Annotated in this window: 29 protein-coding genes; 26 read left to right on the plus strand and 3 right to left on the minus strand. The window is 62.3% G+C overall.

The annotated features are described in order from the left end of the window. Nucleotides 1-31: 31 nt before the first annotated feature. From fleN to ACK59H_RS06790, 12 genes are all read left to right on the plus strand, one after another. Nucleotides 32-865 carry a flagellar synthesis regulator FleN gene (gene fleN, locus ACK59H_RS06735; RefSeq protein ID WP_060476905.1) on the plus strand — a complete coding sequence of 278 codons (834 nt, stop codon included), beginning with the start codon at nt 32-34 and terminating at the stop codon, nt 863-865. Beyond that, nucleotides 862-1602, plus strand: a complete 741-nt coding sequence (fliA, locus tag ACK59H_RS06740) for an RNA polymerase sigma factor FliA (RefSeq protein WP_060476904.1) — start codon at nt 862-864, stop codon at nt 1600-1602. Before fleN ends, fliA begins: the two co-directional genes overlap by 4 nt. Nucleotides 1603-1709: 107 nt before the next feature. Next, nucleotides 1710-2084, plus strand: coding sequence for a chemotaxis response regulator CheY (locus tag ACK59H_RS06745; protein ID WP_103446503.1), 375 nt, complete (start codon nt 1710-1712; stop codon nt 2082-2084). Nucleotides 2085-2103: 19 nt separating this feature from the next. Next, entirely contained in the window at nt 2104-2892 is a 789-nt protein-coding gene (locus ACK59H_RS06750; protein WP_060476903.1) for a protein phosphatase CheZ, read from the plus strand. Nucleotides 2893-2904: 12 nt separating this feature from the next. Next, nucleotides 2905-5124: a chemotaxis protein CheA gene (locus ACK59H_RS06755; RefSeq protein WP_060476902.1), complete on the plus strand. Its 2220-nt coding sequence runs from the start codon at nt 2905-2907 to the stop codon at nt 5122-5124. Between the two features lie 47 nt (nt 5125-5171). Next, entirely contained in the window at nt 5172-6290 is a 1119-nt protein-coding gene (locus ACK59H_RS06760; RefSeq protein WP_060476901.1) for a chemotaxis response regulator protein-glutamate methylesterase, read from the plus strand. Next, a complete protein-coding gene (locus tag ACK59H_RS06765; protein WP_060476900.1) occupies nt 6290-7030 on the plus strand; it encodes a flagellar motor protein in 741 nt (246 codons plus the stop codon). Before ACK59H_RS06760 ends, ACK59H_RS06765 begins: the two co-directional genes overlap by 1 nt. Before the next feature lie 2 nt (nt 7031-7032). Then, nucleotides 7033-7890: a flagellar motor protein MotD gene (gene motD, locus ACK59H_RS06770; RefSeq protein ID WP_060476899.1), complete on the plus strand. Its 858-nt coding sequence runs from the start codon at nt 7033-7035 to the stop codon at nt 7888-7890. A gap of 154 nt (nt 7891-8044) precedes the next feature. Beyond that, nucleotides 8045-8836, plus strand: a complete 792-nt coding sequence (locus tag ACK59H_RS06775) for a ParA family protein (RefSeq protein ID WP_186478497.1) — start codon at nt 8045-8047, stop codon at nt 8834-8836. Continuing rightward, nucleotides 8833-9717 carry a CheW domain-containing protein gene (locus tag ACK59H_RS06780; RefSeq protein WP_060476897.1) on the plus strand — a complete coding sequence of 295 codons (885 nt, stop codon included), beginning with the start codon at nt 8833-8835 and terminating at the stop codon, nt 9715-9717. The genes ACK59H_RS06775 and ACK59H_RS06780 overlap by 4 nt, the downstream gene beginning before the upstream one ends. 43 nt (nt 9718-9760) lie before the next feature. Further along, nucleotides 9761-10240, plus strand: coding sequence for a chemotaxis protein CheW (locus tag ACK59H_RS06785; protein ID WP_060476896.1), 480 nt, complete (start codon nt 9761-9763; stop codon nt 10238-10240). A gap of 1 nt (nt 10241) precedes the next feature. Beyond that, complete coding sequence (locus tag ACK59H_RS06790; RefSeq protein WP_060476895.1) at nt 10242-10637, plus strand: DUF2802 domain-containing protein; 396 nt, start codon at nt 10242-10244, stop codon at nt 10635-10637. A 57-nt stretch (nt 10638-10694) separates the two neighbouring features. On the opposite strand, the gene ACK59H_RS06795 is transcribed toward ACK59H_RS06790, so the two are convergent. The 3 genes from ACK59H_RS06795 to ACK59H_RS06805 all read right to left on the minus strand — a co-directional run bounded on the left by ACK59H_RS06795 (nt 10695) and on the right by ACK59H_RS06805 (nt 15426). Further along, nucleotides 10695-13451 (minus strand): dermonecrotic toxin domain-containing protein, encoded by a 2757-nt coding sequence (locus ACK59H_RS06795; RefSeq protein ID WP_409264333.1) that lies wholly within the window; start codon nt 13449-13451, stop codon nt 10695-10697. An 83-nt stretch (nt 13452-13534) separates the two neighbouring features. Continuing rightward, on the minus strand, nt 13535-13870 hold the full coding sequence (locus tag ACK59H_RS06800; protein WP_060476893.1) for an EscU/YscU/HrcU family type III secretion system export apparatus switch protein: 336 nt from the start codon (nt 13868-13870) through the stop codon (nt 13535-13537). Beyond that, nucleotides 13867-15426, minus strand: a complete 1560-nt coding sequence (locus ACK59H_RS06805) for a flagellar hook-length control protein FliK (RefSeq protein WP_060476892.1) — start codon at nt 15424-15426, stop codon at nt 13867-13869. Before ACK59H_RS06805 ends, ACK59H_RS06800 begins: the two co-directional genes overlap by 4 nt. Nucleotides 15427-15558: 132 nt before the next feature. Between ACK59H_RS06805 and ccmA the strand changes: the two genes are divergently transcribed. The 14 genes from ccmA to ACK59H_RS06875 all read left to right on the plus strand — a co-directional run bounded on the left by ccmA (nt 15559) and on the right by ACK59H_RS06875 (nt 26108). Further along, nucleotides 15559-16191: a cytochrome c biogenesis heme-transporting ATPase CcmA gene (ccmA, locus tag ACK59H_RS06810; RefSeq protein WP_060476891.1), complete on the plus strand. Its 633-nt coding sequence runs from the start codon at nt 15559-15561 to the stop codon at nt 16189-16191. Continuing rightward, nucleotides 16188-16856 (plus strand): heme exporter protein CcmB, encoded by a 669-nt coding sequence (gene ccmB / locus ACK59H_RS06815; protein WP_060476976.1) that lies wholly within the window; start codon nt 16188-16190, stop codon nt 16854-16856. The genes ccmA and ccmB overlap by 4 nt, the downstream gene beginning before the upstream one ends. Nucleotides 16857-16899: 43 nt before the next feature. Next, nucleotides 16900-17667: a heme ABC transporter permease gene (locus ACK59H_RS06820; protein WP_060476975.1), complete on the plus strand. Its 768-nt coding sequence runs from the start codon at nt 16900-16902 to the stop codon at nt 17665-17667. Continuing rightward, nucleotides 17664-17840, plus strand: a complete 177-nt coding sequence (ccmD, locus tag ACK59H_RS06825) for a heme exporter protein CcmD (protein WP_060476890.1) — start codon at nt 17664-17666, stop codon at nt 17838-17840. The genes ACK59H_RS06820 and ccmD overlap by 4 nt, the downstream gene beginning before the upstream one ends. Beyond that, nucleotides 17837-18292, plus strand: coding sequence for a cytochrome c maturation protein CcmE (gene ccmE / locus ACK59H_RS06830; protein WP_060476889.1), 456 nt, complete (start codon nt 17837-17839; stop codon nt 18290-18292). Before ccmD ends, ccmE begins: the two co-directional genes overlap by 4 nt. A gap of 11 nt (nt 18293-18303) precedes the next feature. Next, the gene (locus ACK59H_RS06835; protein WP_196375117.1) at nt 18304-20277 is read left to right on the plus strand and encodes a heme lyase CcmF/NrfE family subunit; all 1974 of its coding nucleotides are present in this window, start codon (nt 18304-18306) and stop codon (nt 20275-20277) included. Then, a complete protein-coding gene (locus ACK59H_RS06840) occupies nt 20274-20810 on the plus strand; it encodes a DsbE family thiol:disulfide interchange protein (RefSeq protein ID WP_060476887.1) in 537 nt (178 codons plus the stop codon). The genes ACK59H_RS06835 and ACK59H_RS06840 overlap by 4 nt, the downstream gene beginning before the upstream one ends. Then, the gene (locus tag ACK59H_RS06845) at nt 20807-21283 is read left to right on the plus strand and encodes a cytochrome c-type biogenesis protein (protein WP_060476886.1); all 477 of its coding nucleotides are present in this window, start codon (nt 20807-20809) and stop codon (nt 21281-21283) included. Before ACK59H_RS06840 ends, ACK59H_RS06845 begins: the two co-directional genes overlap by 4 nt. After that, on the plus strand, nt 21276-22460 hold the full coding sequence (gene ccmI / locus ACK59H_RS06850) for a c-type cytochrome biogenesis protein CcmI (protein ID WP_409264334.1): 1185 nt from the start codon (nt 21276-21278) through the stop codon (nt 22458-22460). Before ACK59H_RS06845 ends, ccmI begins: the two co-directional genes overlap by 8 nt. Nucleotides 22461-22472: 12 nt before the next feature. Then, nucleotides 22473-22892 carry a hypothetical protein gene (locus ACK59H_RS06855; protein WP_060476884.1) on the plus strand — a complete coding sequence of 140 codons (420 nt, stop codon included), beginning with the start codon at nt 22473-22475 and terminating at the stop codon, nt 22890-22892. A 150-nt stretch (nt 22893-23042) separates the two neighbouring features. Then, nucleotides 23043-23981 carry a 2-hydroxyacid dehydrogenase gene (locus ACK59H_RS06860; protein WP_060476883.1) on the plus strand — a complete coding sequence of 313 codons (939 nt, stop codon included), beginning with the start codon at nt 23043-23045 and terminating at the stop codon, nt 23979-23981. 48 nt (nt 23982-24029) lie between these two features. Further along, nucleotides 24030-24818, plus strand: a complete 789-nt coding sequence (locus ACK59H_RS06865; protein WP_060476882.1) for a PhzF family phenazine biosynthesis protein — start codon at nt 24030-24032, stop codon at nt 24816-24818. Nucleotides 24819-24883: 65 nt separating this feature from the next. Then, nucleotides 24884-25222, plus strand: coding sequence for an FKBP-type peptidyl-prolyl cis-trans isomerase (locus ACK59H_RS06870; RefSeq protein ID WP_060476881.1), 339 nt, complete (start codon nt 24884-24886; stop codon nt 25220-25222). Between the two features lie 223 nt (nt 25223-25445). Then, nucleotides 25446-26108, plus strand: coding sequence for a hypothetical protein (locus ACK59H_RS06875; protein ID WP_060476880.1), 663 nt, complete (start codon nt 25446-25448; stop codon nt 26106-26108). Nucleotides 26109-26169 lie beyond the last annotated feature (61 nt).

The following is a 26169-nucleotide window of genomic DNA, read 5'->3' on the forward strand; positions in this document are numbered from 1 at the left end:
GGGACCAAGCGAGACAAGGTAAACAATAAACATGGGTAGCATGCATCCCGTACAGGTGATCGCCGTCACCGGTGGTAAAGGTGGCGTCGGCAAAACTAACGTTTCAGTGAACCTGTCTCTGGCGCTGGCCGAGCTCGGCCGCCGGGTGATGCTGCTGGACGCCGACCTAGGCCTTGCCAACGTCGACGTGCTGCTGGGCCTCACCCCGAAACGCACCCTGGCCGATGTCATCGAGGGGCGCTGCGAGCTGCGTGATGTGATATTGCAGGGGCCTGGCGGTGTGCGCATCGTGCCCGCTGCCTCCGGCACCCAGAGCATGGTGCATCTGGCGCCGGCTCAGCATGCCGGGCTGATTCAGGCCTTCAGCGAGGTTGGCGACAACCTCGATGTGCTGGTGATCGACACCGCTGCAGGGATTGGTGACTCGGTAGTCAGCTTCGTCCGCGCCGCCCAGGAAGTGCTGCTGGTGGTGTGCGACGAGCCGACCTCGATCACCGACGCCTATGCACTGATCAAGCTGCTCAATCGCGACTACGGCATGAACCGCTTCCGGGTGTTGGCCAACATGGCGCAGAGCCCGCAGGAAGGGCGCAACCTGTTCGCCAAGTTGACCAAGGTCACCGACCGCTTCCTTGACGTAGCCCTACAATACGTGGGCGCCGTGCCTTACGACGAAAGCGTGCGCAAGGCGGTGCAGAAGCAACGCGCGGTTTACGAGGCCTTCCCTCGCTCCAAGTGCGCCCTGGCATTCAAAGCCATTGCGCAGAAGGTCGACAGCTGGCCGCTGCCAGCCAACCCGCGCGGGCACCTTGAGTTCTTCGTCGAGCGTTTGGTGCAGCCCACCAGTGCAGGGCCCGTGTTATGAATGCCAGCGGCTTCAAGATGTACAGCAAGGCGTCCAAGGATGCTCAGTTCGAACTGGTCGAGCGCTACGCGCCACTGGTCAAGCGCATTGCCTACCACTTGCTGGCAAGGCTGCCTGCCAGCGTCCAGGTCGAGGACCTGATCCAGGCCGGCATGATCGGGCTGCTGGAAGTGGCGAACAAGTACGACGCCAGCAAGGGGGCGAGCTTCGAAACCTACGCGGGTATTCGCATCCGCGGGGCGATGCTCGATGAGGTCCGCAAGGGCGATTGGGCACCCCGTTCGGTGCACCGCAATACGCGCATGGTCAGTGATGCGATGCGTGCCGTGGAAGCAAGAACTGGCCGTGACGCTAAAGATCATGAAGTTGCTGCCGAACTCCAATTGAGTCTCGATGATTACTACGGGATTTTGAACGATACCTTGGGAAGCCGACTGTTCAGCTTCGACGACCTGTTGCAGGACGGCGAGCATGAAGGGCTGCACGAGGACGGCGCCAGTGGCCAGATCGAGCCGTCGCGCGACCTTGAAGACGAGCGCTTCCAGGCTGCCTTGACCGATGCGATCGCCAACCTGCCGGAGCGTGAGCGGCTGGTGTTGGCGCTGTACTACGACGAAGAGCTGAACCTCAAGGAAATCGGCGAAGTACTGGGGGTCAGCGAGTCGCGTGTCAGCCAGTTGCACAGCCAATGCGCCGCGCGCCTGCGCAGCCGCCTGGGGGAATGGCGGGCGCGTTGAGCCCAGGTATCGTTGCAGTCGTTTCCACGTTGTACCGAATTAGATGAATACGCGTGCTCGGGGCCGAGCGCGTTTGAGACTGCTTGGAGGTCTACTTGAACAAAGACATGAAAATCCTCATCGTTGACGACTTCTCGACGATGCGGCGGATCATCAAGAACCTGTTGCGTGATCTGGGCTTCACCAACACCGATGAAGCCGATGACGGCACCACCGCGCTGCCGATGCTCGAAAGCGGCCATTACGACTTTCTGGTGACGGACTGGAACATGCCAGGTATGTCCGGCATCGACCTGCTGCGCAAAGTCCGGGCCCATGACCGCCTGAAAACCATGCCGGTGCTGATGGTGACCGCTGAAGCCAAGCGCGACCAGATCATCGAAGCGGCGCAGGCCGGCGTAAATGGTTACGTGGTCAAGCCGTTCACCGCCCAGGTGCTCAAAGAAAAGATCGAGAAGATCTTCGAACGCGTCAACGGCTGAGACACCTCAGGGGGGCGCCATGGAATCAAAACAGTCGTCTTTGGGGGAGTTCGAATCGACCCTGAAGAAGCATGCCCAGGAATTGGTCGAGAGCCTGGAACGTGGCCGTTTCGGCGAGGCGGTGCAGCTGATCCATCAGCTCAACCAGACCCGCGATCGTGGCCTTTATCAGGAGGTCGGCAAGCTCACGCGTGAACTGCACAGCGCGATAGTCAGCTTCCAGATCGACCCGCGCATGCCGCAAGCCGAAGAAGTTTCGCAGATTACCGATGCCACCGAGCGCCTGTCCTATGTCGTCAAGCTGACCGAGGGCGCGGCCAACCGCACCATGGACCTGGTGGAGGAGAGCACCCCGGTGCTCAACGACCTGGCCAGCGAGGCTCAGAGCCTGAGCCTGGATTGGCAGCGCTTCATGCGCCGCGAAGTCGCCGCGCCTGAGTTCCGAGAGCTGGTCAAACGCGTCGACAGTTTCCTGACGCATAGCACCGAGGGTAACCGCAAAGTCGCAGGCCACCTGAACGACATTCTGCTGGCCCAGGACTATCAGGACCTGACCGGCCAGGTGATCAAGCGGGTGACGGCGCTGGTGACCGAAGTGGAAAGCAACCTGCTCAAGCTCGTGCTGATGGCCAGTCAGGTCGACCGGTTTGCTGGTATCGAACATGACCACCAGCAGCTTCGTGCTGAAAAAGATCAAGAAAAACATCCAACTCGGGGTGAAGGTCCGCAGATTCATGCCGATAAGCGTGAAGACGTGGTGTCCGGTCAGGACGACGTCGACGATTTGCTGTCCAGCCTGGGTTTTTAAGGAGCACGTTTAATGAGCTTCGGCGCCGATGAAGAAATCCTTCAGGATTTCCTGGTAGAAGCCGGCGAAATTCTTGAGCAACTGTCCGAGCAACTGGTCGAGCTGGAAAGCCGGCCTGACGATGCTGACCTGCTCAATGCAATCTTTCGCGGCTTCCACACTGTAAAAGGGGGCGCCGGCTTCCTTCAGCTGAACGAGCTGGTGGAGTGCTGCCATATCGCGGAGAACGTGTTCGATATCCTGCGCAAGGGTGAGCGCCGGGTCGACGCGGAACTGATGGATGTGGTGCTCGAAGCACTGGATACGGTCAACAGCATGTTCGGCCAGGTGCGTGAGCGCACCGAGGTGACCCCGGCCACACCCGAACTGTTGGCAGCCTTGTCGCGCCTGGCCGAACCTGCCAGCGCCGATGCCCCTGCCGCGCCGGTGCCACAAGCAGCGCCCGAGCCCGAGCCTGCGGCCAGCGAAGCGGACATCACCGACACCGAGTTCGAACAGCTGCTCGACTCGCTCGACGCGGTGAAAGCCGAAGCTGCCGCCTTCGACGCGCAGATGCAGGGCGAGACCTTGAGCGACTCGGGTGACGACATCACCGATGCCGAGTTCGAATCGCTGCTTGACCAGTTGCATGGTAAGGGCCAGTTCTCGCCAGAAGTTACCGCTACGCAATCGGTAGTCGTCGCCACGCAACCTGCGAGCGATGAGATCACCGACGAAGAATTCGAATCGTTGCTGGACCAGCTGCATGGCAAGGGCACCTTCCAGGCCGATGCCTTGCCAGCCGCCAGCGCTGGGGCACAGACCGCCAGTGCCGCCGCCGCTGGCGATGAGATCACCGAGCATGAGTTCGAAGCCCTGCTCGACCAACTGCACGGCAAGGGTAAGTTCACCGGCGAAACGGCTGCTGCCCAGGCACCTGCTGCGGTGGCTGCACCGGTTGCGCCCAAGGCGGCCAGCAAGCCGGTCGCCAAGCCTGCCCCAGCTGCGCCTGCCGAGGCCAAGCCTGCAGCTGCCGCGCCAGCTCGCTCCCCGGCACCGGTTGCAGATAAGCCTGCCAGCGAGGCGGAAACCACCGTGCGCGTCGATACCGCGCGCCTGGACGAAATCATGAACATGGTCGGCGAACTGGTGCTGGTGCGTAACCGCCTGGTGCGCCTGGGCCTGAACAGCGGCGACGAGGCCATGTCCAAGGCCGTGTCCAACCTCGATGTGGTCACTGCCGATTTGCAGACTGCGGTGATGAAGACCCGCATGCAGCCGATCAAGAAGGTCTTCGGCCGCTTCCCGCGCCTGGTCCGTGACTTGGCGCGGCAGCTTAAGAAAGAAATCAACCTTGAGCTGGTCGGCGAAGAAACCGACCTGGACAAAAACCTTGTCGAGGCCCTGGCCGACCCGCTGGTGCACTTGGTGCGCAACGCCGTCGACCATGGCGTCGAGATGCCGGACGAGAGGGAAGCTGCCGGCAAACCGCGTACCGGCCATGTGGTGTTGTCGGCCGAGCAGGAAGGTGACCACATCCTGTTGTCGATTTCCGACGACGGCAAGGGCATGGACCCGAATATCCTGCGCGCCAAGGCCGTGGAAAAAGGCCTGATGGACAAGGACGCGGCCGACCGCCTGAGCGAGTCGGACTGCTACAACCTGATCTTCGCCCCAGGCTTCTCGACCAAGACCGAGATTTCCGACGTGTCCGGCCGTGGCGTGGGCATGGACGTGGTGAAGACCAAGATCTCCCAGCTCAATGGCTCGATCAACATCTACTCGGCCAAGGGCCAGGGTTCGAAGATCGTCATCAAGGTGCCGTTGACCCTGGCGATCATGCCGACCTTGATGGTGATGCTGGGCAATCAGGCGTTCGCCTTCCCCCTGGTCAACGTCAACGAAATCTTCCACCTCGACCTTTCGCGCACCAACGTGGTGGACGGCCAGGAAGTGGTGATCGTGCGCGACAAGGCGCTGCCGCTGTTCTACCTCAAGCGCTGGCTGGTCCAAGGGCAGGTGCACGAGGAGCAGCACGAAGGCCATGTGGTGATTCTGTCGGTCGGTACCCAGCGCATCGGCTTTGTGGTCGACCAACTGGTGGGCCAGGAAGAAGTGGTGATCAAGCCCCTGGGCAAGATGCTGCAGGGCACCCCGGGCATGTCTGGCGCCACCATCACTGGCGACGGCCGCATCGCGCTGATTCTTGACGTGCCGAGCATGCTCAAGCGTTACGCGGCACGGCGTATCTGATTTTCGGCGGAGCACCCTGGCCGGGTGCCCCGCCTAATGGAGTGTTTATGGCAGTCAAGGTCCTGGTGGTGGATGATTCCGGTTTCTTCCGCCGCCGCGTTTCGGAAATCCTCTCGGCGGACCCGACGATCCAGGTGGTCGGCACTGCGACCAACGGCAAAGAAGCGATCGACCAGGCACTGGCGCTCAAGCCCGATGTCATCACCATGGACTACGAAATGCCCATGATGGATGGCATCACCGCCGTGCGGCATATCATGCAGCGCTGCCCCACGCCGGTGTTGATGTTTTCTTCGCTGACTCACGAAGGCGCGCGCGTCACCCTCGACGCGCTTGATGCCGGTGCGGTGGATTACCTGCCGAAGAACTTCGAAGACATCTCGCGCAATCCAGAGAAGGTCAAGCAGATGCTGTGCGAAAAGGTGCATACCATTTCGCGCAGCAACCGCCGTTTTGGCAGCTACGCAAGCCAAGCCCCAGCGGTCGCCGCGACATCTGCCAGTGCTCCGGCGCCGGCCAGCGTAGCGCCAGTGCGCAGCGCCATCCCCGCCCGTGCCCCGGCACCAGCTCCTGCTGCGGCGCATACCCCAGCGCCTAAGCGCAAGCCTTACAAACTGGTGGCGATCGGTACCTCTACCGGTGGCCCGGTGGCGCTGCAGCGCGTGCTGACTCAGTTGCCTGCTAGCTTCCCGGCGCCCATCGTGCTGATCCAGCACATGCCTGCAGCGTTCACCAAGGCCTTCGCCGAACGCCTGGACAAGCTGTGCAAGATCAGTGTCAAGGAAGCTGAGGATGGCGACATGCTGCGCCCTGGGCTGGCGCTGCTGGCCCCAGGTGGCAAACAGATGATGATCGACGGCCGTGGCGCGGTGAAGATCCTGCCTGGCGACGAGCGCCTGAACTACAAGCCGTGTGTGGACATCACCTTCGGCTCGGCGGCCAAGTCCTATGGCGACAAGGTGTTGTCGGTGGTGCTTACTGGCATGGGGGCCGATGGCCGTGAGGGTGCCCGCCTGCTCAAGCAGGGCGGCAGCACCGTATGGGCTCAGGATGAGGCCAGCTGTGTGATCTACGGTATGCCCATGGCGATCGTCAAAGCCAACCTCGCCGATGCCGTGTACAGCCTTGACGAGATCGGCAAACACCTGGTCGAGGCGTGCGTCTGATGGACGTGCTGAGCCTGATTGGGCTGATTCTGGCCTTCGTCGCCATCGTCGGCGGCAACTTCCTCGAAGGCGGGCATGTCGGTGCCTTGCTCAATGGCCCTGCCGGGCTGATCGTACTTGGCGGTACACTGGCGGCGGCTTTGTTGCAGTCACCGCTGCCGGCGTTCAAGCGAGCGCTGCAGATATTGCGCTGGATTTTTTTTCCGCCGCGGGTCGACCTGGCTAGCGGCATCGACCGCGTGGTCAACTGGAGCCTGACGGCGCGCAAGGAAGGCCTGCTCGGCCTGGAAGGCGTGGCCGATGCCGAACCGGACCCCTATGCCCGCAAGGGCTTGCAACTGCTAGTCGATGGCGCCGAGCCTGAATCGATCCGTAGCATCCTTGAAGTCGACTTTCTGACCCAGGAGAGCCGCGATATACAGGCCGCCAAGGTGTTCGAGAGCATGGGCGGTTACGCGCCGACCATCGGCATCATCGGGGCGGTGATGGGCCTGATTCACGTGATGGGCAACCTGGCCGATCCTTCACAGTTGGGCAATGGTATCGCCGTGGCGTTCGTCGCGACCATTTACGGGGTGGCCAGTGCCAACCTGATCTTGCTGCCGATCGCCAACAAGCTCAAAGCCATCGTTTTGCGCCAGTCGCGTTATCGCGAAATGCTGCTCGAAGGCTTGCTGTCGATAGCCGAGGGTGAGAACCCGCGCTCGATCGAGCTGAAGCTGCAAGGCTTCATGGAGTAGCCATGCGCCGTCGCCGTCATACCGAGGAACATGAAAACCACGAACGCTGGCTGGTGTCGTATGCCGACTTCATCACCTTGCTGTTCGCCTTCTTCGTGGTCATGTACTCGATTTCCTCGATCAACGAAGGTAAGTACAAGGTCATATCCCAAGCGCTGCTTGGGGTGTTCAACGACCCCGAGCGAAGCATGAAGCCGATCCCGATCGGTGATGAGCAGCCGCTGAGCGTGAAACCGGCACAGCCATTGATCAAGGACAGCGAGCAGACCGATGCCGGGTTGGCGCAGACCAGCGTCGACCCGCTCAAGGCGATCAGCGAGGATGTGCGCGATGCCTTTGGCGACCTGATCAAGTCCGACCAGATGACCGTGCGTGGCAACGAGTTGTGGGTGGAGATCGAACTCAACTCCTCATTGCTGTTCGGCAGCGGCGATGCGATGCCCAGCGACCAGGCGTTCGACATCATCGAGAAGGTCGGCAACATCCTCAAACCGTTCGCCAACCCGGTGCATGTCGAGGGCTTTACCGACAACCTGCCGATCCGCACGGCGCAGTACCCGACCAACTGGGAGCTGTCAGCGGCGAGGGCGGCGAGTATCGTGCGGTTGTTGGCCATGCAGGGGGTCAACCCCGCGCGCATGGCCTCGGTGGGGTACGGCGAATACCAGCCGGTAGCCAGCAACGACACTGCTGAGGGGCGAGCGCGTAACCGCCGCGTGGTCCTGGTGATCTCCCGCAACCTTGAAGTGCGCCGCAGCCTGACCGGCTCGGGCACTGCCAATGCCACCCCGGATGCAGCGCTTCGCCGTGCTGGCACACAAAGTGCACCGCCAGCCCCAGCCGCGACGACGCGCCCGTGAGCCGTCAATTCTCTGTCATAGCAAACCAATTGGGGGCAGTTGTCTTGTTAGATTCATCGAAGCCTGCGCGATCATTGCGCGAGCGGGTTCATCGAGACGTCGAGCCGGCGCTTTCACAGGGGCCCTGCAACGCCTTTCAGACAAGAGTGGTGCCATGAGAGTCTGGGCAGTAGCCAATCAAAAAGGTGGCGTGGGCAAGACCACGACTACCATCGCCCTGGCTGGCCTGCTGGCCGAGGCCGGCAAGCGCGTGGTCGTCGTCGATCTCGACCCGCATGGCTCGATGACCAGCTATTTCGGGCACAACCCGGACGCGCTGGAGCACAGCTGTTTCGACCTGTTCCAGCACAAAGGCAGCGTTCCCGAAGGCCTGCCGGGGCAGTTGCTGTTGTCGACCAGCGATGAACGTATCTCGTTGTTGCCCTCTAGCACCGCGCTGGCTGTGCTGGAACGCCAGTCGCCGGGGCAGAGTGGCCTGGGCCTGGTGATCGCCAAGAGTCTGGCGCAGTTGTGGCAGGATTTCGACTTCGCGTTGATCGACAGCCCGCCCTTGCTTGGCGTGCTGATGGTCAATGCCCTGGCGGCCAGCCAGCAGTTGGTGATTCCGGTGCAAACCGAGTTTCTCGCGGTCAAGGGCTTGGAGCGCATGATCGGCACCTTGGCCATGGTCAACCGCTCGCGCAAACAAGCGTTGCCCTACCAGATCGTGCCGACTCTGTTCGATCGCCGTACCCAGGCCTCGCTGGGCACGTTGAAGGTGCTTCGCGATACCTATGAGCAGCAAGTCTGGCAGGGTTACATCCCGGTCGACACACGTCTGCGCGATGCCAGCCGCAATGGCGTCACGCCTTCGCAGTTCGACAACAAGAGCCGTGGTGTGATTGCCTACCGAGCACTGCTCAAGCATATGCTCACCTACAAGCCGGCCGCGCAGGTGGTTTCATGACTCTACTGGTTGGCACCAAGCCGCAAATGGCCCTGCAGTCCTACCTTGATGGGCTGTTGCAGGAGGCCACCGAGGCAGAGCAAGGCCTCGAACTGCCCGCGCCGGCCGAAGCGAGCCGTGCCGATGACGAATTTGCCGCAGCGGTGCGTGAAGAGCAGGCACGTGATGCCCGCCAGGCACCGCTGCTGGCGCCGCCGTTCGCCGAGCCCCAGCTAAGGGTGCTGCCCGCAGTGCTGCCGGTGCAAGAGCCGGTGGTGACAGTGGTCGAGGCCGACGTGCTGGCCGAGGCGAGCATTCCTGTGCTGACTGAAGTGCCTGAGCCTGCGCCGGTTGCGCCGCTGGTGGATGTGCACCTGCCGGCCGCGGCCATGAACGACGCACCGGTCCCGCCGGCCAGCGTCGATGGACGCCCGGCCTGGGCCGCAGAGCCGTTCGAATGCCTGCTGTTCGACGTGGCCGGGCTCACCCTGGCGGTGCCGCTAGTGTGTCTGGGCTCGATCTACAGCCTGCAGGGTCAGGAGCTGACGCCGCTGTTCGGCCAGCCGGACTGGTTCCTCGGTATCCTCACCTGCCAGGCAGGCAACCTCAAGGTGCTGGACACTGCACGCTGGGTGATGCCCGACCGCTACCGCGAGGATTTCCGCCAGGGCCTCAATTATGTGATTTCCGTACAAGGCTACGAGTGGGGCCTGGCTGTGCATCAGGTCAGCCGTTCGCTGCGCCTGGACCCCGCCGAGATCAAGTGGCGCAGCCAGCGTGGCCAGCGGCCCTGGTTGGCCGGTACGGTCATCGAACACATGTGTGCACTGCTTGACGTCGCTGAACTGGCCGAGTTGATCGCCAGCGGCGCGGTCAAGCGATTGCACGCCACACAGAAATAACTGCGAACACAACCGCCAACGGCGGATTAAGAGGGCTAGGGCAATGAAAAAGTCGTCTGGGCAAGGTTCTGAAGATCCGATCCTGCAATGGGTAACCTTCCGTTTGGACAATGAGTCCTACGGCATCAATGTGATGCAGGTGCAAGAAGTGTTGCGCTACACCGAAATCGCACCGGTGCCAGGCGCGCCGAGTTATGTGCTGGGCATCATCAACCTGCGCGGCAACGTGGTGACGGTGATCGACACCCGCCAGCGTTTCGGCCTGATGCCTTCGGATGTCACTGACAATACGCGCATCGTCATCATCGAGGCCGACAAGCAAGTGGTGGGCATCCTCGTCGACAGCGTCGCTGAGGTGGTGTACCTGCGTCAGTCGGAAATCGAGACGGCGCCGAACGTGGGTAACGAGGAGTCGGCCAAGTTCATCCAAGGTGTGTGCAACAAGAATGGCGAACTGCTGATTCTGGTTGAGCTGGACAAGATGATGACCGAAGAAGAGTGGTCCGAGCTGGAGAACATCTGAGTTGATCTTCGAGGTAGCGGTGATCTTCCTGGCGCTGCTGTGGGCCCTGAGCCTTTGGTTCTTCCTCAACTACAGCAAACGCCAGCGTGAGCTGGCAGCGCAGCAGGCCGTGGGCGACGCGCTGCGTGACCAGCGCATTAAGGACCTGGCCAAACGCCTGGACGACTACCAGAACGGTACTGTGCGGATGGGGGAGGCCATCCATGAACTGCGTGCGACCGTGGCGCCACTGCCGGAAAAACTACAGCAGCTGGAGCAGCGCGATCCCAGCAGCGCCACCTTTACCCAAGCCGCAAGGTTGGTGGGTATGGGCGCCAGCGTGGCAGAGCTCACCGAAACGTGCGGTTTGACCCAAGCTGAGGCTGAGCTGATGAGCAAATTGCATCGTGCCGATTGAGGTTGTACAAGGCGGCGTCATGCCGCCTTGTCATTGCTCGCCGAGAGCGTCACGGCCTCAAGGCTTGGCCCACGAGTGGTTGCTGCCGATTTTGGCGATACCGTTGAGTGGCAAGTAGCGCTCCATGGCCGCTTTGTAGGCGGCGCGGTCGATGAATTGCTCAGCATTGATCGTCGATAGCGAGTCGAGGTTGGTGATTTGCCTGATCGTCTTGAGGTCAGGCAGCAGGCGGTCGGTCATGTCGGTGAGTAAAGTTGGCCCGGTCAGCCTGCTGAGGGTATTGGCGTAGCGTGCGAAACCCACCGGGTCGAGCATGGGGTCCGGCTTGCTGTAGTAGAAGTCAGGGTTGGCCTGGAACCGCGCATGCATTTCTTCGCTGATCGCCAGCAATGTCGGGTTATTGGCATGGCTGCCGATCAGGCTAGTGTTGTAGATACAGTGGATGTTCATCCGCTCGTTGGCGATCGGAGGGTAGAGCAACAGCCCATCGGGTGTGGTTCGCAGGGAGGTGGCGTCTAGGGCCTTGGCCGGTGGCCCATAGTTACGGCCGTTGATGGTCACTGCATGCTCACCCTCGGCCAGCAGCCGGTCGTCGATGTCCATGTACAGGCCCCCCTCATGGTTGAGCAAAGGGAAACGCAACACGTCCGCTGCGCTGGAGAAGTTGCGCCCGATGCCTCCATTGCCATCGATCGCGGCCCGATACTGAGGGTAGTTCGCACTTTCCCTGAACTGGGCATAGAACGGCTGCTCTTCCAGCGTCAGCACCCTGACATTGGGGGCGTGCTGGGCCAGGCGTTGCAGGTTGCGCGCATAAGCAACGGGCGACTCATTGGAGAGGTACAGGCGCAGGCTGAAACGTGAACCGGCCACCGTCTGGCTATTTTTGGCGAGGTTGGCGAGCAGATTGTCGGGTATCGCTCGGTCGCCTACCCAGATGCTGAGGATCTGCTCAGGGATTGTGCTGCTCGCTTGCAGCGGGAATTCTGGCACCGTTACCGGCAGTGGCAGATCCACACCCAGGGCGCGCAGGCTGGCCGTGCGCATTTGATCGGTTACCGCCCTGTCTTCGGGGACTCGCACCAGGTTTCTGCTGCCCACTTGGCCACGATACAGTGTCGGGTTCACCGCATTGCGGTCGCCGCGCTGTAGGAACGCATCGGCCTGGACGTCATAAAGCATATCTGCCGTATAACCTGCGATCACTCCAGTCAGGGTGTCGGGTTCGCCGTTGAATCGCGTGAGGCGGATGATCGCGTCACGAGTGGCTGGGTCAGCACCTTCGAGCGGCGCGACGGGGTCTGGGAGGTGGAAATATTCCAGGGCCTGGTCGGCGGGCAAGACGGGTGGGTCCATCGGACTCAAGGGATAGCCCAATTGGCCATTGACCTCGCGCGGGGCAAGAAACCCCTCGGACTTGAACCGATACAGCGCCGGAGCCTTGGCCGCCCCGGCGATCAACAGCGGCAGGGCGTTGAGTACCCCGAACGAGGCTTCGCCGGCCCCAGCCGCCTGCTGGTCGATCCCCTTGGCATTGATGGCCGCATCCAGCCCTAGGCCGAACTGAGCGATGCCGCCCACAGCGAACAGCGGCGCCAGCTCCGGCAGCACGATCGCCAACGGCCCAAGCAGGCTGAGGGCCGAGTTGAAGTAACCGCGCCAACGCCCTTTGCTGACCTCGCTGTCATCGGTGATCAGGGTGTCGGCATCCTGATAGCTGCGCGCGCGCTGGCGGTCAGTCAGGGCCTGGAACAGATCGCCGGTGATGGCCGGGCTGTACTTGTCGGCTCGGTAGTTGACATAGGTGCGGGGCGACCAGACGCCGTTGGTAGTGAAACCAGGGCGGTTGGGGGACAGCCGGTAAACGGCCGGGTAAACGGCAAGGCCTTCCAGTGCCGTGTGCAGGCCGCTGAAGTCCAGGCCGTCAGGCCTGTCGGCGAGGGCAAAGTGCTCGGCCAGGGCGGCACGTTTGACGGGGTCTTTGCATTGCTCGGCCACCCAGTCCTTAAGGCCAGCAGGGCCGGCGACAGTGTGAAAGGGCGAGTCATTGCCTGGCACATACAGCAGAGCGTTGAGCATCTTCTTGTCGTACATGAACACCAAGTCGGTTGCACTGTAGCCATAGACGTTCAGCACGCGCATACCGAAATTGGCAGACCTGGGGAGTAGGCCTGCGGCCTGCCAGGCTAGCTGACGCCCGGGGTCGTCCAGGCTGCCTTCGCTTACCTGCTTGTTGCAGGCGGCGATGAAGGCCATTTTGGCCAAGGTCTGGTGGCTGTGGCGCGCCTCGGTCCAGTAGCGATCGAGCATGCTTTTATAGGCGCTGTGAAAGTCCATGTTCCAGATGAACCGCTGCAGATCCTCGGCCGGAAGGCCCAGCAGGGTTTGTGGGCCATATACCTGTGGCACGGTGCGCCGGAAGACACCATTGAACACTTGGTAATTGGCACCGGCGGCGTTCCATGCCGGCGGGCGCAAGGCATCGACCACAGTGATAAGCCCTGGCAGATGGCCGGCCCACGGTTCGCCAAACAGACCACCGATCAGGTTGTTGTTCGACTCGCCCTGCCAATTGGAGAGCATCGCTTGGGTGAGCGTGCTTTTGGCCGTGATCACACCGTCGATATGTACTCGATCGGCGCTGGGCTGGTAGTGAAAGGTGACCACGTCGGTTTGATCGGGGTCAAGCGCTACGCCGCGGTTGCTTGCCCACTGTTTGAGCGCGTCGTGGGCAGCGCGGTCAGGCCGTGGGAAGAGGCTCAGGTGCTGGCGAGCGAACTGGATGCCAGCGTCATTGATGAAGGCGTTGGTCATGGCTGTGGCCTTTGCTTGCGTCAGGAGCCGCAAAGGTGCCTAGCTCGGCCTTGCACGGGGTACTAAACATGTACCGGCTGCACTCAGCGTGGATGCGGCAAACCGTTCAAGGCCGGGGTGATGTCGCGCTCTTCGGGAGGGCAGTCGACGAAGTCCACCGGGACCCTGCCGCGTAGTTGCCAGGCGAAAGCAATGATCTCGGCGATGGTCAGGTACAGTGCTTCAGGAATCTGCTCACCCAGTTCCAGGCGTGCCAAAAGGCGCACCAGGTCCGCATTCTCGTAGATCGGCACTTCGTGTTCGCGGGCCAGTGCCAGAATGGCTTCGGCCAGTTCGTCGTCGCCTTTGGCGCTGAGGGTGGGTGCCTGTTGGCCATCGTAGCTAAGGGCAATGGCCTGGCGCGGTTGCTTGCTGCTCATGCGGTTTCGTCCACCCAACGTTGCTCCACCCGCGTGCGCGGGCCCTGTGGTGGGATGCCGGTATGGCACGCCAGCTCGCCAACGTCCAGGCCGCGTGCCAGCAGGCGGGCGCGTAGGTCGCCAAGCTGGTGGTCGATCAGTTGGGCAGTTTGCTCACGCTCGGCCCAAAGCTGGCCTGATAACCGGCCCTGACTCAGTTGTGCCTGCACCTGTAACGGCCCCAGCGGCGCCAGGTCGAATGCCAGGTCGATGCGCCAGAGTGCTTGCAACGGATCATTCTGCTCGCGTTGCTGGCGCTCGGCTTGTTGATCCGAGGTTTCTTCGCGCTGCAGCTTTACCTGCAAGGGCACGAACTCCTGGCCGTGGCGGATGGGCACTTCGGTTTGCCATGTGCTTTGCAAGTTGCCGTTATCCAGTGTGCCCGATTGCTGCAGGCTGCTCAGGGCGTGGCTTTGCAGGCGCGAGATGGCAGCGGCGGCCAAGCGCAGCAGTTGTTGCAAGTCGCCTTCGTCCTCCATTGCCTGCAACAGCCGCGACGGTAGCGGAAAGGCGCCGGGCGGTGTTCTGGGGCTTACTCTATCGAGCATGCCCAACGCGCTGCGGGCCATGGCTGGCAGGGCCTGGGCCAGCGGGCTTGCTGCTGTCAGCGGGGTGCCCGGTGCATTGACCGAAGCCTGCGCCACCAGCCGCAACAACTGGGCTTTAAGGTCAGTGGCGACGTTGGCACCCAGGCCGCCGAGCAGCTTGGCTTCGAGGAAGGCACCGCTGTTGTTCAGGGCCTGGGCCAGCGTTTTGCCGTCAGCCAGCTGGCGGGCATCTGGCAGGCTGGCCAACAGGCTGCTGGCAGTGCTGCGCAGCCCACCATCGCTGCCCTGGCTGTCGGCAATTTGCTGCAGGGCAGCGAGCAGGCCGGGCAGGGAGGCCTGGCGGCCTTGTTGCGCCGGCAACTGCTGGGCGATGCTCAATTGATCCTGGCGACCGCTGAGCGGCACGAAGCGCAGCGACTGGTCGCCCTGCACCAAAGCGCTGAGCAGACTGCCGATCGGCAAGGGTCGCGGGCTGTCGATGGTGAGGGTGGCGCCAGCCTGGGCGGTGTTGAGCAAGCTGACCAACGAACGAAAGCTGGCCGCTTCGCCAACTGCCTGGGGCAATGCTTGGTTGGTCAGCACCTTGCCCTGCAGCAACGTGCCAATCGGCACCTTGCTGGTATCGAGCTGGGTGAGGGTGGCGACGTTGCTGGCATTGGCCTGTTGCACCATGATCGCAAGGCGGTTGCTTTCAGGCTGGCTGACGGTGAATTGGCTGCCTTGTGCGAGGGGCTGGCTGGCAGTGGCCTGCAGTTGGGTCTGGCTGCCGTTGGCCTGAATCACTTGCAACACCAACTGAAAGCTCGTGCCGCTCTGACGCATCGTTAGCACTTGGGCCTGAGCCGTCTCGCCCGGCTTGAGCAGATCAGGTTGCGCCTGGGTCAGCTTGAGCAGTTCACCGGTCAGTTGGGCCTTGATCGCTTGTGAATTGATGGCGGTTTGTGCGCCGAGACTATTGATTTCAGTCATGATTGTATACAACCTGTGGGGCCCGCCCTCTTGGCAGCGTGGCAGCACATGCAATAATGCCTGCCGCCTGTCACTGCCAGTATAACGGCAGCAACGTTGGCGACTTGAGACGCATATAGATAAGGCGATACCGTGACCCTTCACCTCCAAGCCGCGGGCCTGGCCTGCGAGCGCGACTGGCGCCTGCTGTTCGAGCACCTCGATTTCGAGCTGCGCCCCGGCGACATGCTGCAGATCAGCGGCCCCAACGGCAGTGGCAAAACCAGCCTGCTGCGCCTGTTGGCGGGCCTGATGCAGCCCACTGCCGGGCAGATCCTGCTGGCAGGTCGGCCTCTGGGCGAGCAGCGCCATGCCTTGGCTAGCATTCTGCTGTGGATTGGCCACGCCGCCGGCATCAAGGACCTGCTCACCGCCGAGGAAAACCTTACCTGGCTTTGCGCACTGCATCAGCCCGCTGCCCGCGATGCCATCTGGGGGGCATTGCAAGCGGTAGGCCTGCGCGGTTTCGAAGACGTTGCCTGCCATACCCTGTCTGCCGGCCAGCAGCGGCGTGTGGCGTTGGCCCGGCTGTACCTGCCCGGCCCGCCACTGTGGATTCTCGACGAACCTTTCACCGCCCTCGACAAGCAGGGCGTGGCCCAACTGGAAGCACACCTTGCGGCGCATTGTGAACAGGGCGGTACGGTGGTGCTGACCACGCACCACACCCTGGAGCGCAAGCCTTGCGGTTACCGCGAATTGAACCTGGGGCAGTGGGCGGCATGAGCGTATTCATCCTATTGCTGCGCCGTGAAGCACGCCTGCTGTTCCGTCGCCCTGCGGAGCTTGCCAACCCGTTGGTATTCTTTGCCATCGTGGTCGCGTTGTTTCCTTTGGCGGTAGGCCCGGAAAGCCAGTTGTTGCAAACCTTATCGCCAGGGCTGGTGTGGGTCGCGGCCTTGCTGGCCGTGCTGCTGTCCCTCGATGGCCTGTTTCGCAGCGATTTCGAAGACGGGTCGCTTGAGCAGTGGGTGCTGTCACCCCACCCGCTGGCCATGTTGGTGCTGGCCAAGGTGCTGGCGCACTGGATCTTTTCCGGCTTGGCGCTGGTATTGTTGGCGCCATTGCTGGCCTTGATGCTGGGTTTGCCCAGCCATTGCCTGCCGGTGCTGCTCGGCTCGCTGCTGCTGGGTACGCCGGTGCTGAGCTTGCTGGGTGCGGTGGGCGCTGCGCTGACGGTTGGCCTCAAGCGCGGTGGTTTGTTACTGGCATTGCTGATTCTGCCGTTGTATATCCCAGTATTGATCCTGGGCAGTGGTGCCTTGCAGGCTGCGTTGCAGAATATGCCGGCCACCGGCCAGCTGCTCTGGCTGGCCAGTCTGGCCGCCCTTGCCGTCACTCTGGCCCCCTTTGCGATCGCCGCCGGCCTAAAGATCAGCGTTGGCGAATAACGAGTCCCGGGCTACCAAGCCCGGCCAATACCGGATGCACCTGATGAAAATAAGCTGGACGTGGTTCCACAAACTGGGTTCGCCTAAATGGTTCTATGCCATCAGCGGCCGCATGCTGCCCTGGTTGGCCATTTCGGCTGCCCTGTTGCTGGTAACAGGCGTGGTCTGGGGCCTGGCCTTCGCCCCTGAGGACTACCAGCAGGGCAACAGCTTCCGCATCATCTATATCCACGTGCCGGCGGCGATGCTGGCGCAGTCCTGCTATGTGTTGCTGGCCGTGGCTGGTGCGGTTGGGCTGGTGTGGAAGATGAAACTGGCCGATGTCGCCCTGCAGTGCGCAGCGCCCATTGGCGCCTGGATGACGGCCGTGGCGCTGGTGACCGGGGCCATCTGGGGTAAACCGACCTGGGGCAGCTGGTGGGTATGGGACGCCAGGCTGACTTCGATGCTGATTCTGCTGTTCCTGTACTTCGGCATCATCGCCCTGGGCCAGGCCATCAGCAACCGCGACAGCGCCGCCAAGGCCTGCGCGGTGCTGGCCATCGTCGGGGTGATCAATATTCCGATCATCAAGTATTCGGTGCAGTGGTGGAACACGTTGCATCAAGGTGCGACCTTCACCCTCACGGAAAAACCTGCAATGCCCGCCGAGATGTGGCTGCCGCTGCTGTGCACGGCACTGGGCTTCTACTGCTTTTTTGGCGCCGTACTGCTGCTGCGTATGCGCCTGGAAGTGCTCAAGCGCGAAGCCCGTACCAGTTGGGTCAAGGATGAGGTGTTGAACAGCCTCAAGCGCAGGGCCGTACGATGAGTTTCGCAAGCTTGGGCGACTTTCTCGCCATGGGCCATCATGGCCTGTATGTCTGGTCGGCTTATGGCATTTGCCTGGCGGTACTGGCGGTCAATGTCGCCGCCCCGCTGTTGGCCCGGCGCCGCTACCTGCAAGAAGAGGCGCGCCGTTTGCGCCGGGAGAACAACCAGTGAATCCGCAGCGCAAGAAACGTCTGTTCCTGATCCTCGGCCTGCTGGTCGGGGTTGCGGTCGCCGTGGGCTTTGCCCTGAGCGCCTTGCAGCAGAATATCAACCTGTTCTACACCCCGACCCAGATCGCCAACGGCCAAGCGCCGCTGGACACACGCATCCGTGCAGGCGGTATGGTCGAAAAGGGCTCTGTGCAGCGCTCCCAGGATTCGCTGGACGTGCGTTTCGTGGTCACCGATTTCAACAAATCGGTGCCGATTACCTACCGCGGTATTCTGCCGGACCTGTTCCGTGAGGGGCAGGGTATCGTTGCCCTTGGCAAGCTCAATAGCGAGGGTGTGGTAGTGGCCGACGAGGTGTTGGCCAAGCACGACGAGAAGTACATGCCACCTGAAGTCACCAAGGCCCTGAAAGAAAGCGGCCAGGCGGCCAGCGGCGCGGAGGCCAGGCCATGAATGCGGCATTGGTGATTCCTGAACTCGGTCAGCTGGCGATGATCCTGGCGATCTGTTTCGCCGCCGTGCAGGCCACGGTGCCACTGCTCGGCGCCTGGCGCGGCGACAGCCTGTGCATGGGGCTGGCGCGGCCCGCAGCCTGGGGCCAGTTCACCTTCCTGGCATTGGCCTTCGCCTGCCTGACCCACGCCTTCATGACCGATAACTTTTCGGTTGCCTACGTTGCCAGCAACTCCAACAGTGCTTTGCCTTGGTACTACAAATTCAGTGCAGTGTGGGGCGCCCATGAGGGCTCGCTGCTGTTGTGGGCGTTGATTCTCGGTGGCTGGACCTTCGCCGTGTCGATCTTCTCGCGCCAGTTGCCGCAGGTGATGCTGGCCCGGGTGCTGGCGGTCATGGGTATGATCAGCGTCGGCTTCCTGAGCTTTCTGATCATCACGTCCAACCCGTTCCAGCGCCTGTTGCCGCAAGTGCCGGCCGACGGTCGTGACCTCAACCCGCTGTTGCAGGACTTTGGCCTGATCGTCCACCCGCCGATGCTGTACATGGGCTACGTGGGCTTTTCGGTGGCCTTCGCCTTCGCCATTGCCGCGCTGCTTGGTGGGCGCCTGGATGCAGCCTGGGCCCGCTGGTCGCGGCCTTGGACCATCGTGGCCTGGGCTTTTCTGGGGGTCGGCATCACCCTGGGGTCGTGGTGGGCTTACTATGAGCTGGGCTGGGGTGGCTGGTGGTTCTGGGACCCGGTGGAGAACGCCTCGTTCATGCCGTGGCTGGTGGGCACTGCACTGATTCACTCGCTGGCGGTGACCGAAAAGCGCGGGGTGTTCAAAAGCTGGACGGTACTGCTGGCGATCGCCGCCTTCTCCCTGAGCCTGCTTGGGACCTTCCTGGTTCGCTCCGGCGTGCTGACTTCGGTGCATGCTTTCGCTGCCGATCCTGCGCGTGGGGTGTTCATCCTGATCTTCCTGCTGGTGGTGGTCGGCGGCTCGCTGACGCTCTTCGCTTTGCGTGCCCCGGTGGTCAAGAGCCAGGTGGGCTTTGGCCTATGGTCCCGTGAAACACTGTTGCTGGCTAACAACCTGGTGTTGGTGGTGGCGGCCTCGATGATTCTGCTTGGCACCCTCTACCCATTGGTGCTCGATGCTCTGACCGGGGCCAAGCTCTCGGTTGGCCCGCCGTATTTCAATGCCTTGTTCCTGCCATTGATGGCGCTGCTGATGCTGGTGCTGAGCCTGGGTGTGGTGGTGCGCTGGAAAGACACACCTGGTCGATGGCTGGCCAGTATGATGACCCCGGTCCTGCTGGGCAGTGCGGTGCTGGCGCCACTTGCAGGCCTGCTGGTGGACGACTTCGACTGGCCGGTGTTGAGCGCATTCGCCCTGGCGGCCTGGGTGGTGCTCGGTGGCCTGCGCGACATTCTCGACAAGACCCGCCATAAAGGCTTGGCCAAGGGTGTGGGTGGCCTTACGCGCAGCTACTGGGGCATGCAGCTGGCGCACCTGGGGCTGGCGGTATGTGCCCTGGGCGTGGTGCTATCGAGCAACAACAGCGCCGAACGCGATTTGCGCATGGCGCCGGGGGAGAGCGTAGAACTTGGCGGCTATCACTTCCTGTTCGAAGGCGCCAAACACTTCGAGGGGCCGAACTTTATTTCCGACAAGGGCAGCATCGTCGTCACCCGCCAAGGCCGCGAGGTGACCACCCTGCATCCGGAGAAACGCCTGTACACCGTTCAGCAGTCGATGATGACCGAGGCTGGCATCGACGCCGGCTTCACCCGCGACCTTTACGTGGCGCTGGGTGAACCGTTGGAAAATGGCGCCTGGGCTGTGCGCGTGCATATTAAACCTTACGTCCGTTGGATCTGGCTGGGCGGTCTGCTGACCGGCCTGGGTGGGTTGCTGGCGGCCTGCGACCGGCGCTATCGCGTCAAGGTCAAGACCCGGGTGCGTGAGGCCCTGGGCGTGTCTGGAGCTGCTGCATGAAGCGTTGGATCATGGTGGTGCCACTGGCGGTATTCCTGCTGATGGCGGTTTTTCTCTACAAAGGGCTGTTCCTCAAGCCCGACGAGCTGCCATCGGCGATGATCGGCAAGCCGTTCCCGGCCTTCGCCCTGGCCAACACCCAAGGCGACCGCAACCTGACCGAGGCTGACCTTAAGGGGCGGCCGGCTCTGGTCAACGTCTGGGCCACCTGGTGCCCGTCGTGCAAGGTCGAACACCCGTACCTGAATCAGCTGGCCCAGCAGGGCGTGGTGATCCACGGTATCAACTACAAGGATGACAACGCCGCCGCGCAGAAGTGGCTGGCCGAGTTCCATAACCCCTACCAGCTGGACATTCGTGACGAGCAGGGCAGCCTGGGGCTGGATCTGGGCGTTTATGGCGCACCTGAAACTTTCCTCATCGACGCCAAGGGCATCATCCGTTACAAACACGTCGGTATCGTCGATGCCACTGTGTGGCGCGAGCAACTGGCGCCGCTCTATCAGGGCTTGATCGATGAGGCCAAGCCATGAAGCGCTGGCTGGTAGCTGCCGCGCTGGGCTTGAGCGTGACCTGCGTGGCCAAGGCAGCCATCGACACCTACCAGTTCCGAGATGACGCCGAGCGCGCGCGTTATCAGCAGCTGACCAAGGAACTGCGCTGCCCCAAGTGCCAGAACCAGGACATCGCCGACTCCAACGCACCGATCGCTGCCGACCTGCGCCGTGAAATCTTCCGCATGCTCGGCGAGGGCAAGAGCAACCGTCAAATCGTCGACTTCATGGTCGATCGCTATGGCGACTTCGTGCGCTACAAGCCGGCGCTCAGTGGCCGCACCTGGCTGCTGTGGTTCGGCCCTGGCATTTTGCTGGTCGGTGGTTTCGTTGTGCTGGCGGTCATTGTCCGCCGGCGCCGCGGCGCTGCAGCACAGGGAGCTGCGCAACTGTCCGTCGAAGAACGCGAACGTCTCGCCAAACTGCTGGAAAAAGAACAGACCCATGACTGAATTCTGGCTTAGCGCGGGCCTGATGCTGCTCGCCGCCCTCGGCTTTTTGCTGATCCCGACCCTGCGTGGCCGCCGCCAGCAGCAGGAAGAAGACCGCACCGCCCTGAACGTGGCCCTTTACCAAGAGCGCATCGCCGAATTGTCTGCCCAGCAGGCTGCTGGCGTGTTGGACCAACGGCAACTGGCCATGGGGCGTGACGAAGCGGCTCGTGAGTTGCTGGCCGATACCGAAGGTGCCGAACCTGCGCGTCAGAGGCAATTGGGCAAGGCGCTGCCTCTGCTTGCCGCAATGCTGGTGCCAGCCCTGGCGCTGGGGCTTTACCTGCACTTCGGTGCATCAGACAAGGTCGAGTTGACCCAGGAATTCGCCGCTGCGCCAAAAACCATGGAGGAGATGACCTCCCGGCTTGAACGTGCCGTACAAGCGCAGCCGGACTCGGCCGAGGGTTTGTACTTCCTGGGGCGGGCCTACATGGCGCAGCAGCGTCCGGCAGATGCGGCACGTGCCTACGAGCGCGCGGTGGCCTTGGCCGGTCGCCAGCCTGAACTGCTCGGCCAGTGGGCACAGGCGCTGTACTTCGCGGCGGACAAAAAGTGGAGCCCAGAGGTCCAGGCACTGACGGACGAGGCACTCAAGGCCGACCCCAACGAAGTCACCAGCCTTGGCCTACGGGGCATCGCGGCGTTTGAAGGTGAGCGCTATCAAGAAGCCATCGACTATTGGAACCGTCTGCTGACGCAACTGCCTGAAGGCGATGCGTCGCGCGCAGCGCTGCAAGGCGGTATCGACCGCGCCGCAGAGCGTCTTGGCCAGCCTCAGACCCAGGCTATTGCGCCGGTTCAGCTCAACGTCCGGGTGGAACTGGCGGCTGCGCTCAAGGACAAGGTCAAACCTGACGACACCGTGTTCATCTTCGCCCGCGCCAGTAATGGCCCGCCGATGCCCCTGGCGGCCAAGCGGGTGACCGTGGCGCAATTGCCTCTTGAGGTGGAACTGACCGATGCGGACGCGATGCTGGCGCAGATGAAACTGTCGCAGTTCGCCGAAGTCCAACTTGTTGCACGTGTTTCCCGGGCTGGGCAGCCGACCCGCGGGGAGTGGATAGGCCAAAGCCCGCCGTTGGCCAACACCACTCAGGGCACCCAGCACCTGACCATCGACAGCCCTGACCACTAAGAGAACAATGCCATGCATAGCGCCGTCCGCCTGACCCTGATGACCCTGGCCCTGGGTTTGTCCGCGTGTACCGTGCATCAACCGAACCAGGAGCCGTCGCCGCCGATCGAAACCGTGCCGCCGCGTCAGGGCCCGGTGGTCAAACCGCTGCCTGGTGGCCAGCCATCGACCCAGCCGAGCAAGCCTAGCGCTCCAGCCAAGCCGATACCGCGCACCTCCGCCAGCTTCGCGCCACCGCCTGGTGGGGCTAGCCACTGGGATCCGAAGCTTGGGGTATATGTATTGGACAACAAGACCAACGTGTTCTACCGCCAGCGCACCTACTACCGTTATGACAATGGCTGGAGCTGGTCGCTCAAGCCAGATGGCCCATGGCAGGACACCGACAGCAGCGGCGTGCCAGGGGGCCTGGGGCGCGCATTCAGCCAATAGCTGTCCTAGGGCGCATCCCTGCGGTGAGCACAGCGAGGGATGCGCCGCTGCCAGGCTCTACCAATACAGTACAGTTGATCGCTATTTAATCGATTGACTGTACCGCTCACCTTCCCCGCATAATGCCTCTCCCTTACCTGAGGAGTCGGCATGAACAAGACCGTCTTGGTGCTGGTAGAAACGGTAGATGATTATCTGCCGCTGCTTGAACAGGCAGGTTATCGGCTGATTCGAGCACCCACCGCGCAACTGCGAGCCGACGCCATCGAGCAACGTGGCGCCGAGATCGACGCCGTACTCACCCGCGGCCCGTTGGGCCTGAGCGCCACCGAGATTGCCGCACTGCCCAAGCTGCAAATCATCTGTGTGATTGGTGCAGGTTACGAGCAAGTCGATTTGGCTGCCGCTGCTGCGCGTAGCATCACCGTCACCAATGGGGCAGGCGCCAACGCTACAGCCGTTGCCGATCACGCCATGGCCATGTTGCTGGCGCTGCTGCGCGACATCCCCCGCGCCGACGCCAGCACTCGCCAGGGTGAGTGGCGTCGCGTGATCAGCCCTTCGGTCAGCGGCAAGCGCCTGGGCGTGCTCGGCCTTGGTGCGGTTGGCCTGTCGATTGCCAAGCGCGCCAGCCAGGGCTTCGACATGCCTATCAGCTACCATAGCCGCACCCACCGCGCGGACGTTCCCTACACCTGGTACGCCACCGCGCAGCAGTTGGCTGAAGCGGTCGACATTCTGGTGGTTGCCACCCCCGGTGGTGCCGCCACTCGCCATCTGGTCGATGCCCAGGTCATCGCAGCCTTGGGTGCCGAGGGCTACCTGGTCAATATCGCCCGCGCCAGTGTCGTCGATACCCAAGCCCTGGTAACTGCTTTGCAGCAAGGCCAGCTCGCTGGCGCTGCGCTGGACGTGTTCGATGAAGAACCCACAGTACTGCCGGCCCTCAAGGCATTGAGCAATACGCTGCTCACTCCCCATGTGGCGGGCCAGTCGCCGGAGGCTGCACGTGACACGGTGAGCCTGGTACTACGTAATCTGCAGGCTTTTTTTGCCGGTGAGCCAGTGCTCACGCCGGTCCATGCATAGGTCTGTTCATGACATACGCCGGCCCTGCCGGATCACAAGGAGCGTTTGATGCAACTCGAAATCTTCCAGGTCGATGCCTTCAGCACCGAGCCCTTTGGTGGCAACCCGGCAGCGGTCGTGCCGTTACAGAGCTGGCTGCCAGACGCTGTGCTGCAGCGTATCGCCGAAGAGAACAATCTTTCCGAAACGGCTTATTTCGTGCCCAACGGCCAGTCTTACGACTTGCGCTGGTTCACCCCGGCCGTCGAAGTCGACCTGTGCGGCCACGCAACCCTGGCGTCTGCCTATGTGCTGTTCGAACAGCTCGGGGAGCAAGCCCAGGTGCTGCGCTTTAATACCCGAAGTGGCGAGCTTCGGGTCAGCCGTGGGGCTGATGGCCTGCTGGCCATGGACTTCCCGGCCAAGCAACCGCAAGCGCTGGATGCTCCGGCCGGTTTGCTCCAAGCGCTTGGCCTGAGCCAGGCGGCAGCGGTATATCGCTCTGACGATTATGTGGTAGTGGTTGATGACGCTGCGTTGCTCGACCCACTCAAACCTGATTTTGCCGCACTGTCGGCCTTCGACGTGCGCGGTATCGCGGTCACTGCAGCCGGACGGGGGTTCGACTTCGTTACCCGTTGGTTTGGCCCGAGGGTGGGGGTCAATGAAGACCCGGTCACAGGTTCGGCGCACACTTCCCTGGCGCCACTGTGGGCCGAGCGCCTGGGCAAGACGGCGCTGACGTGCGAGCAGGGCGGGGCGCGCAAGGGGCAGTTGCACTGTGAAGTGCCTGGTAATGGGCGGGTCATCATCAGCGGGCGTGCGGCGCTGTACCTGCGCGGTAGTATCTTCATCTGATCACTTGCCAAATTTGTACATTCCTGAGAAAAGGGCGGCTTTGTCTTTAACGATGGAGCCTGCCCATGAGCAGCGAACTGCAGATCACCGACCTGATCGAAGGCCAAGGTAAAGCCGCTGTCAAAGGTGCCCTGATCACCACCCAGTACACCGGCTGGCTGGCCGACGGCAGCGAGTTCGATTCGTCCTGGTCGCGGGGCAAGCCTTTTCAATGCGTCATCGGCACTGGCCGAGTCATCAAAGGTTGGGACCAGGGGCTGATGGGTATGCGCGTGGGCGGCACACGCAGGCTGCAAGTGCCGGCTCACCTGGGGTATGGCGAGCGCAGCATGGGCTCGATCCCACCGAATTCGGACCTGACTTTCGAAATCCAGTTGCTCGAGGTGCTGACCCGGGATGAATGACCCTAGTGGCACCAAGGGTGACACATTCTTGCAACACACCGGCGCTAAGGTCACCCATGCCTAGGGAACGGCATGCACGTCCAGGGAGGAACCAAACGGGATCGGGGCACTCTTAGTCCTGCTCGTTGCCATGGATGGCAATCACTGCACCGATGCCCCTGGCACATCCCGTAGGGCAATGTGGCGAGTGACCCGCTACTTTTTGCCACAAGAGCCCGCCTACATGCAGTTGCCCGCTTTCTTTCGACGTCGTCGCCATTTACTGGCCAGCTTGGCCTTGGTCGCCACAGCCGTCCCTGTGGCCTTGGTAGTGTTGGAAAGCCGTTCTCAACCGGTCGACGGTACCCAGACCTTGGTGTTTCTGCGCCATGCCGAAAAGCCCGGGGAAGGCCTGGGGCAACTGAATTGCCAGGGCCTGAATCGTGCGATCGACCTGGCCACCTTGCTGCCACAGCGTTTCGGTAAGGCGGATTACGTGTTTGCGGCCAATCCGACTCGGCATGTAGAGGAGGGCAGCGAGGATCAGAGTTACAGCTATATCCGCCCGCTGATGACCATCACCCCAAGCGCCATCCGCCTGGGGTTGCCGGTCAATATCGACTTTGCGGCCAACGACACCGACGAGCTTGCCGCTGAGCTGGTCAGCGAGAAATACCGCAATGCCACAGTCTATACCGCCTGGTCCCATGGTTACCTGCCAGCATTGATCAATGCCGTGGCTGGCAAGGCGTTGGGCGATCAGCGGGTAATCACCGAGGACTGGGACGGCGACGATTTCGATACGCTGTATGTGCTGACCCTGACTTGGCATGACGGTAAAGCCAGCTTACTGAGCCGCAATGTCCGCCAGGGCCTGAACGGTGGGGAGCACCACTGCCCGACCTGATCCGAGCAAGCCGGGCAGTGGTTGGCGTTATTTGGCTGCCTTGCACGCCGGCAAGGGCTGG

It is taken from the genome of Pseudomonas sp. KCJK9000 (assembly GCF_046230725.1).
In the GTDB taxonomy this organism is placed as follows: Bacteria; Pseudomonadota; Gammaproteobacteria; order Pseudomonadales; family Pseudomonadaceae; genus Aquipseudomonas; species Aquipseudomonas promysalinigenes.

Excerpts from the sequence above, each read along its gene's own strand:
- ACK59H_RS06745 (WP_103446503.1), top strand. The coding sequence starts at position 1,710 with ATGAAAATCCTCATCGTTGACGACTTCTCGACGATGCGGCGGATCATC.
- ACK59H_RS06800 (WP_060476893.1), bottom strand. The coding sequence starts at position 13,870 with ATGAGCAGCAAGCAACCGCGCCAGGCCATTGCCCTTAGCTACGATGGC.
- ACK59H_RS06765 (WP_060476900.1), top strand. The coding sequence starts at position 6,290 with ATGGACGTGCTGAGCCTGATTGGGCTGATTCTGGCCTTCGTCGCCATC.
- ACK59H_RS06845 (WP_060476886.1), top strand. The coding sequence starts at position 20,807 with ATGAAGCGCTGGCTGGTAGCTGCCGCGCTGGGCTTGAGCGTGACCTGC.
- ACK59H_RS06795 (WP_409264333.1), bottom strand. The coding sequence starts at position 13,451 with ATGACCAACGCCTTCATCAATGACGCTGGCATCCAGTTCGCTCGCCAG.
- ccmD (WP_060476890.1), top strand. The coding sequence starts at position 17,664 with ATGAGTTTCGCAAGCTTGGGCGACTTTCTCGCCATGGGCCATCATGGC.
- ACK59H_RS06805 (WP_060476892.1), bottom strand. The coding sequence starts at position 15,426 with ATGACTGAAATCAATAGTCTCGGCGCACAAACCGCCATCAATTCACAA.
- ACK59H_RS06785 (WP_060476896.1), top strand. The coding sequence starts at position 9,761 with ATGAAAAAGTCGTCTGGGCAAGGTTCTGAAGATCCGATCCTGCAATGG.
- ACK59H_RS06865 (WP_060476882.1), top strand. The coding sequence starts at position 24,030 with ATGCAACTCGAAATCTTCCAGGTCGATGCCTTCAGCACCGAGCCCTTT.
- ACK59H_RS06855 (WP_060476884.1), top strand. The coding sequence starts at position 22,473 with ATGCATAGCGCCGTCCGCCTGACCCTGATGACCCTGGCCCTGGGTTTG.
- ACK59H_RS06870 (WP_060476881.1), top strand. The coding sequence starts at position 24,884 with ATGAGCAGCGAACTGCAGATCACCGACCTGATCGAAGGCCAAGGTAAA.
- ACK59H_RS06780 (WP_060476897.1), top strand. The coding sequence starts at position 8,833 with ATGACTCTACTGGTTGGCACCAAGCCGCAAATGGCCCTGCAGTCCTAC.
- ACK59H_RS06750 (WP_060476903.1), top strand. The coding sequence starts at position 2,104 with ATGGAATCAAAACAGTCGTCTTTGGGGGAGTTCGAATCGACCCTGAAG.
- ACK59H_RS06840 (WP_060476887.1), top strand. The coding sequence starts at position 20,274 with ATGAAGCGTTGGATCATGGTGGTGCCACTGGCGGTATTCCTGCTGATG.
- ACK59H_RS06775 (WP_186478497.1), top strand. The coding sequence starts at position 8,045 with ATGAGAGTCTGGGCAGTAGCCAATCAAAAAGGTGGCGTGGGCAAGACC.
- ACK59H_RS06860 (WP_060476883.1), top strand. The coding sequence starts at position 23,043 with ATGAACAAGACCGTCTTGGTGCTGGTAGAAACGGTAGATGATTATCTG.
- ACK59H_RS06820 (WP_060476975.1), top strand. The coding sequence starts at position 16,900 with ATGAAAATAAGCTGGACGTGGTTCCACAAACTGGGTTCGCCTAAATGG.
- ACK59H_RS06755 (WP_060476902.1), top strand. The coding sequence starts at position 2,905 with ATGAGCTTCGGCGCCGATGAAGAAATCCTTCAGGATTTCCTGGTAGAA.
- motD (WP_060476899.1), top strand. The coding sequence starts at position 7,033 with ATGCGCCGTCGCCGTCATACCGAGGAACATGAAAACCACGAACGCTGG.
- ACK59H_RS06760 (WP_060476901.1), top strand. The coding sequence starts at position 5,172 with ATGGCAGTCAAGGTCCTGGTGGTGGATGATTCCGGTTTCTTCCGCCGC.
- fliA (WP_060476904.1), top strand. The coding sequence starts at position 862 with ATGAATGCCAGCGGCTTCAAGATGTACAGCAAGGCGTCCAAGGATGCT.
- ccmB (WP_060476976.1), top strand. The coding sequence starts at position 16,188 with ATGAGCGTATTCATCCTATTGCTGCGCCGTGAAGCACGCCTGCTGTTC.
- ACK59H_RS06875 (WP_060476880.1), top strand. The coding sequence starts at position 25,446 with ATGCAGTTGCCCGCTTTCTTTCGACGTCGTCGCCATTTACTGGCCAGC.
- fleN (WP_060476905.1), top strand. The coding sequence starts at position 32 with ATGGGTAGCATGCATCCCGTACAGGTGATCGCCGTCACCGGTGGTAAA.
- ccmI (WP_409264334.1), top strand. The coding sequence starts at position 21,276 with ATGACTGAATTCTGGCTTAGCGCGGGCCTGATGCTGCTCGCCGCCCTC.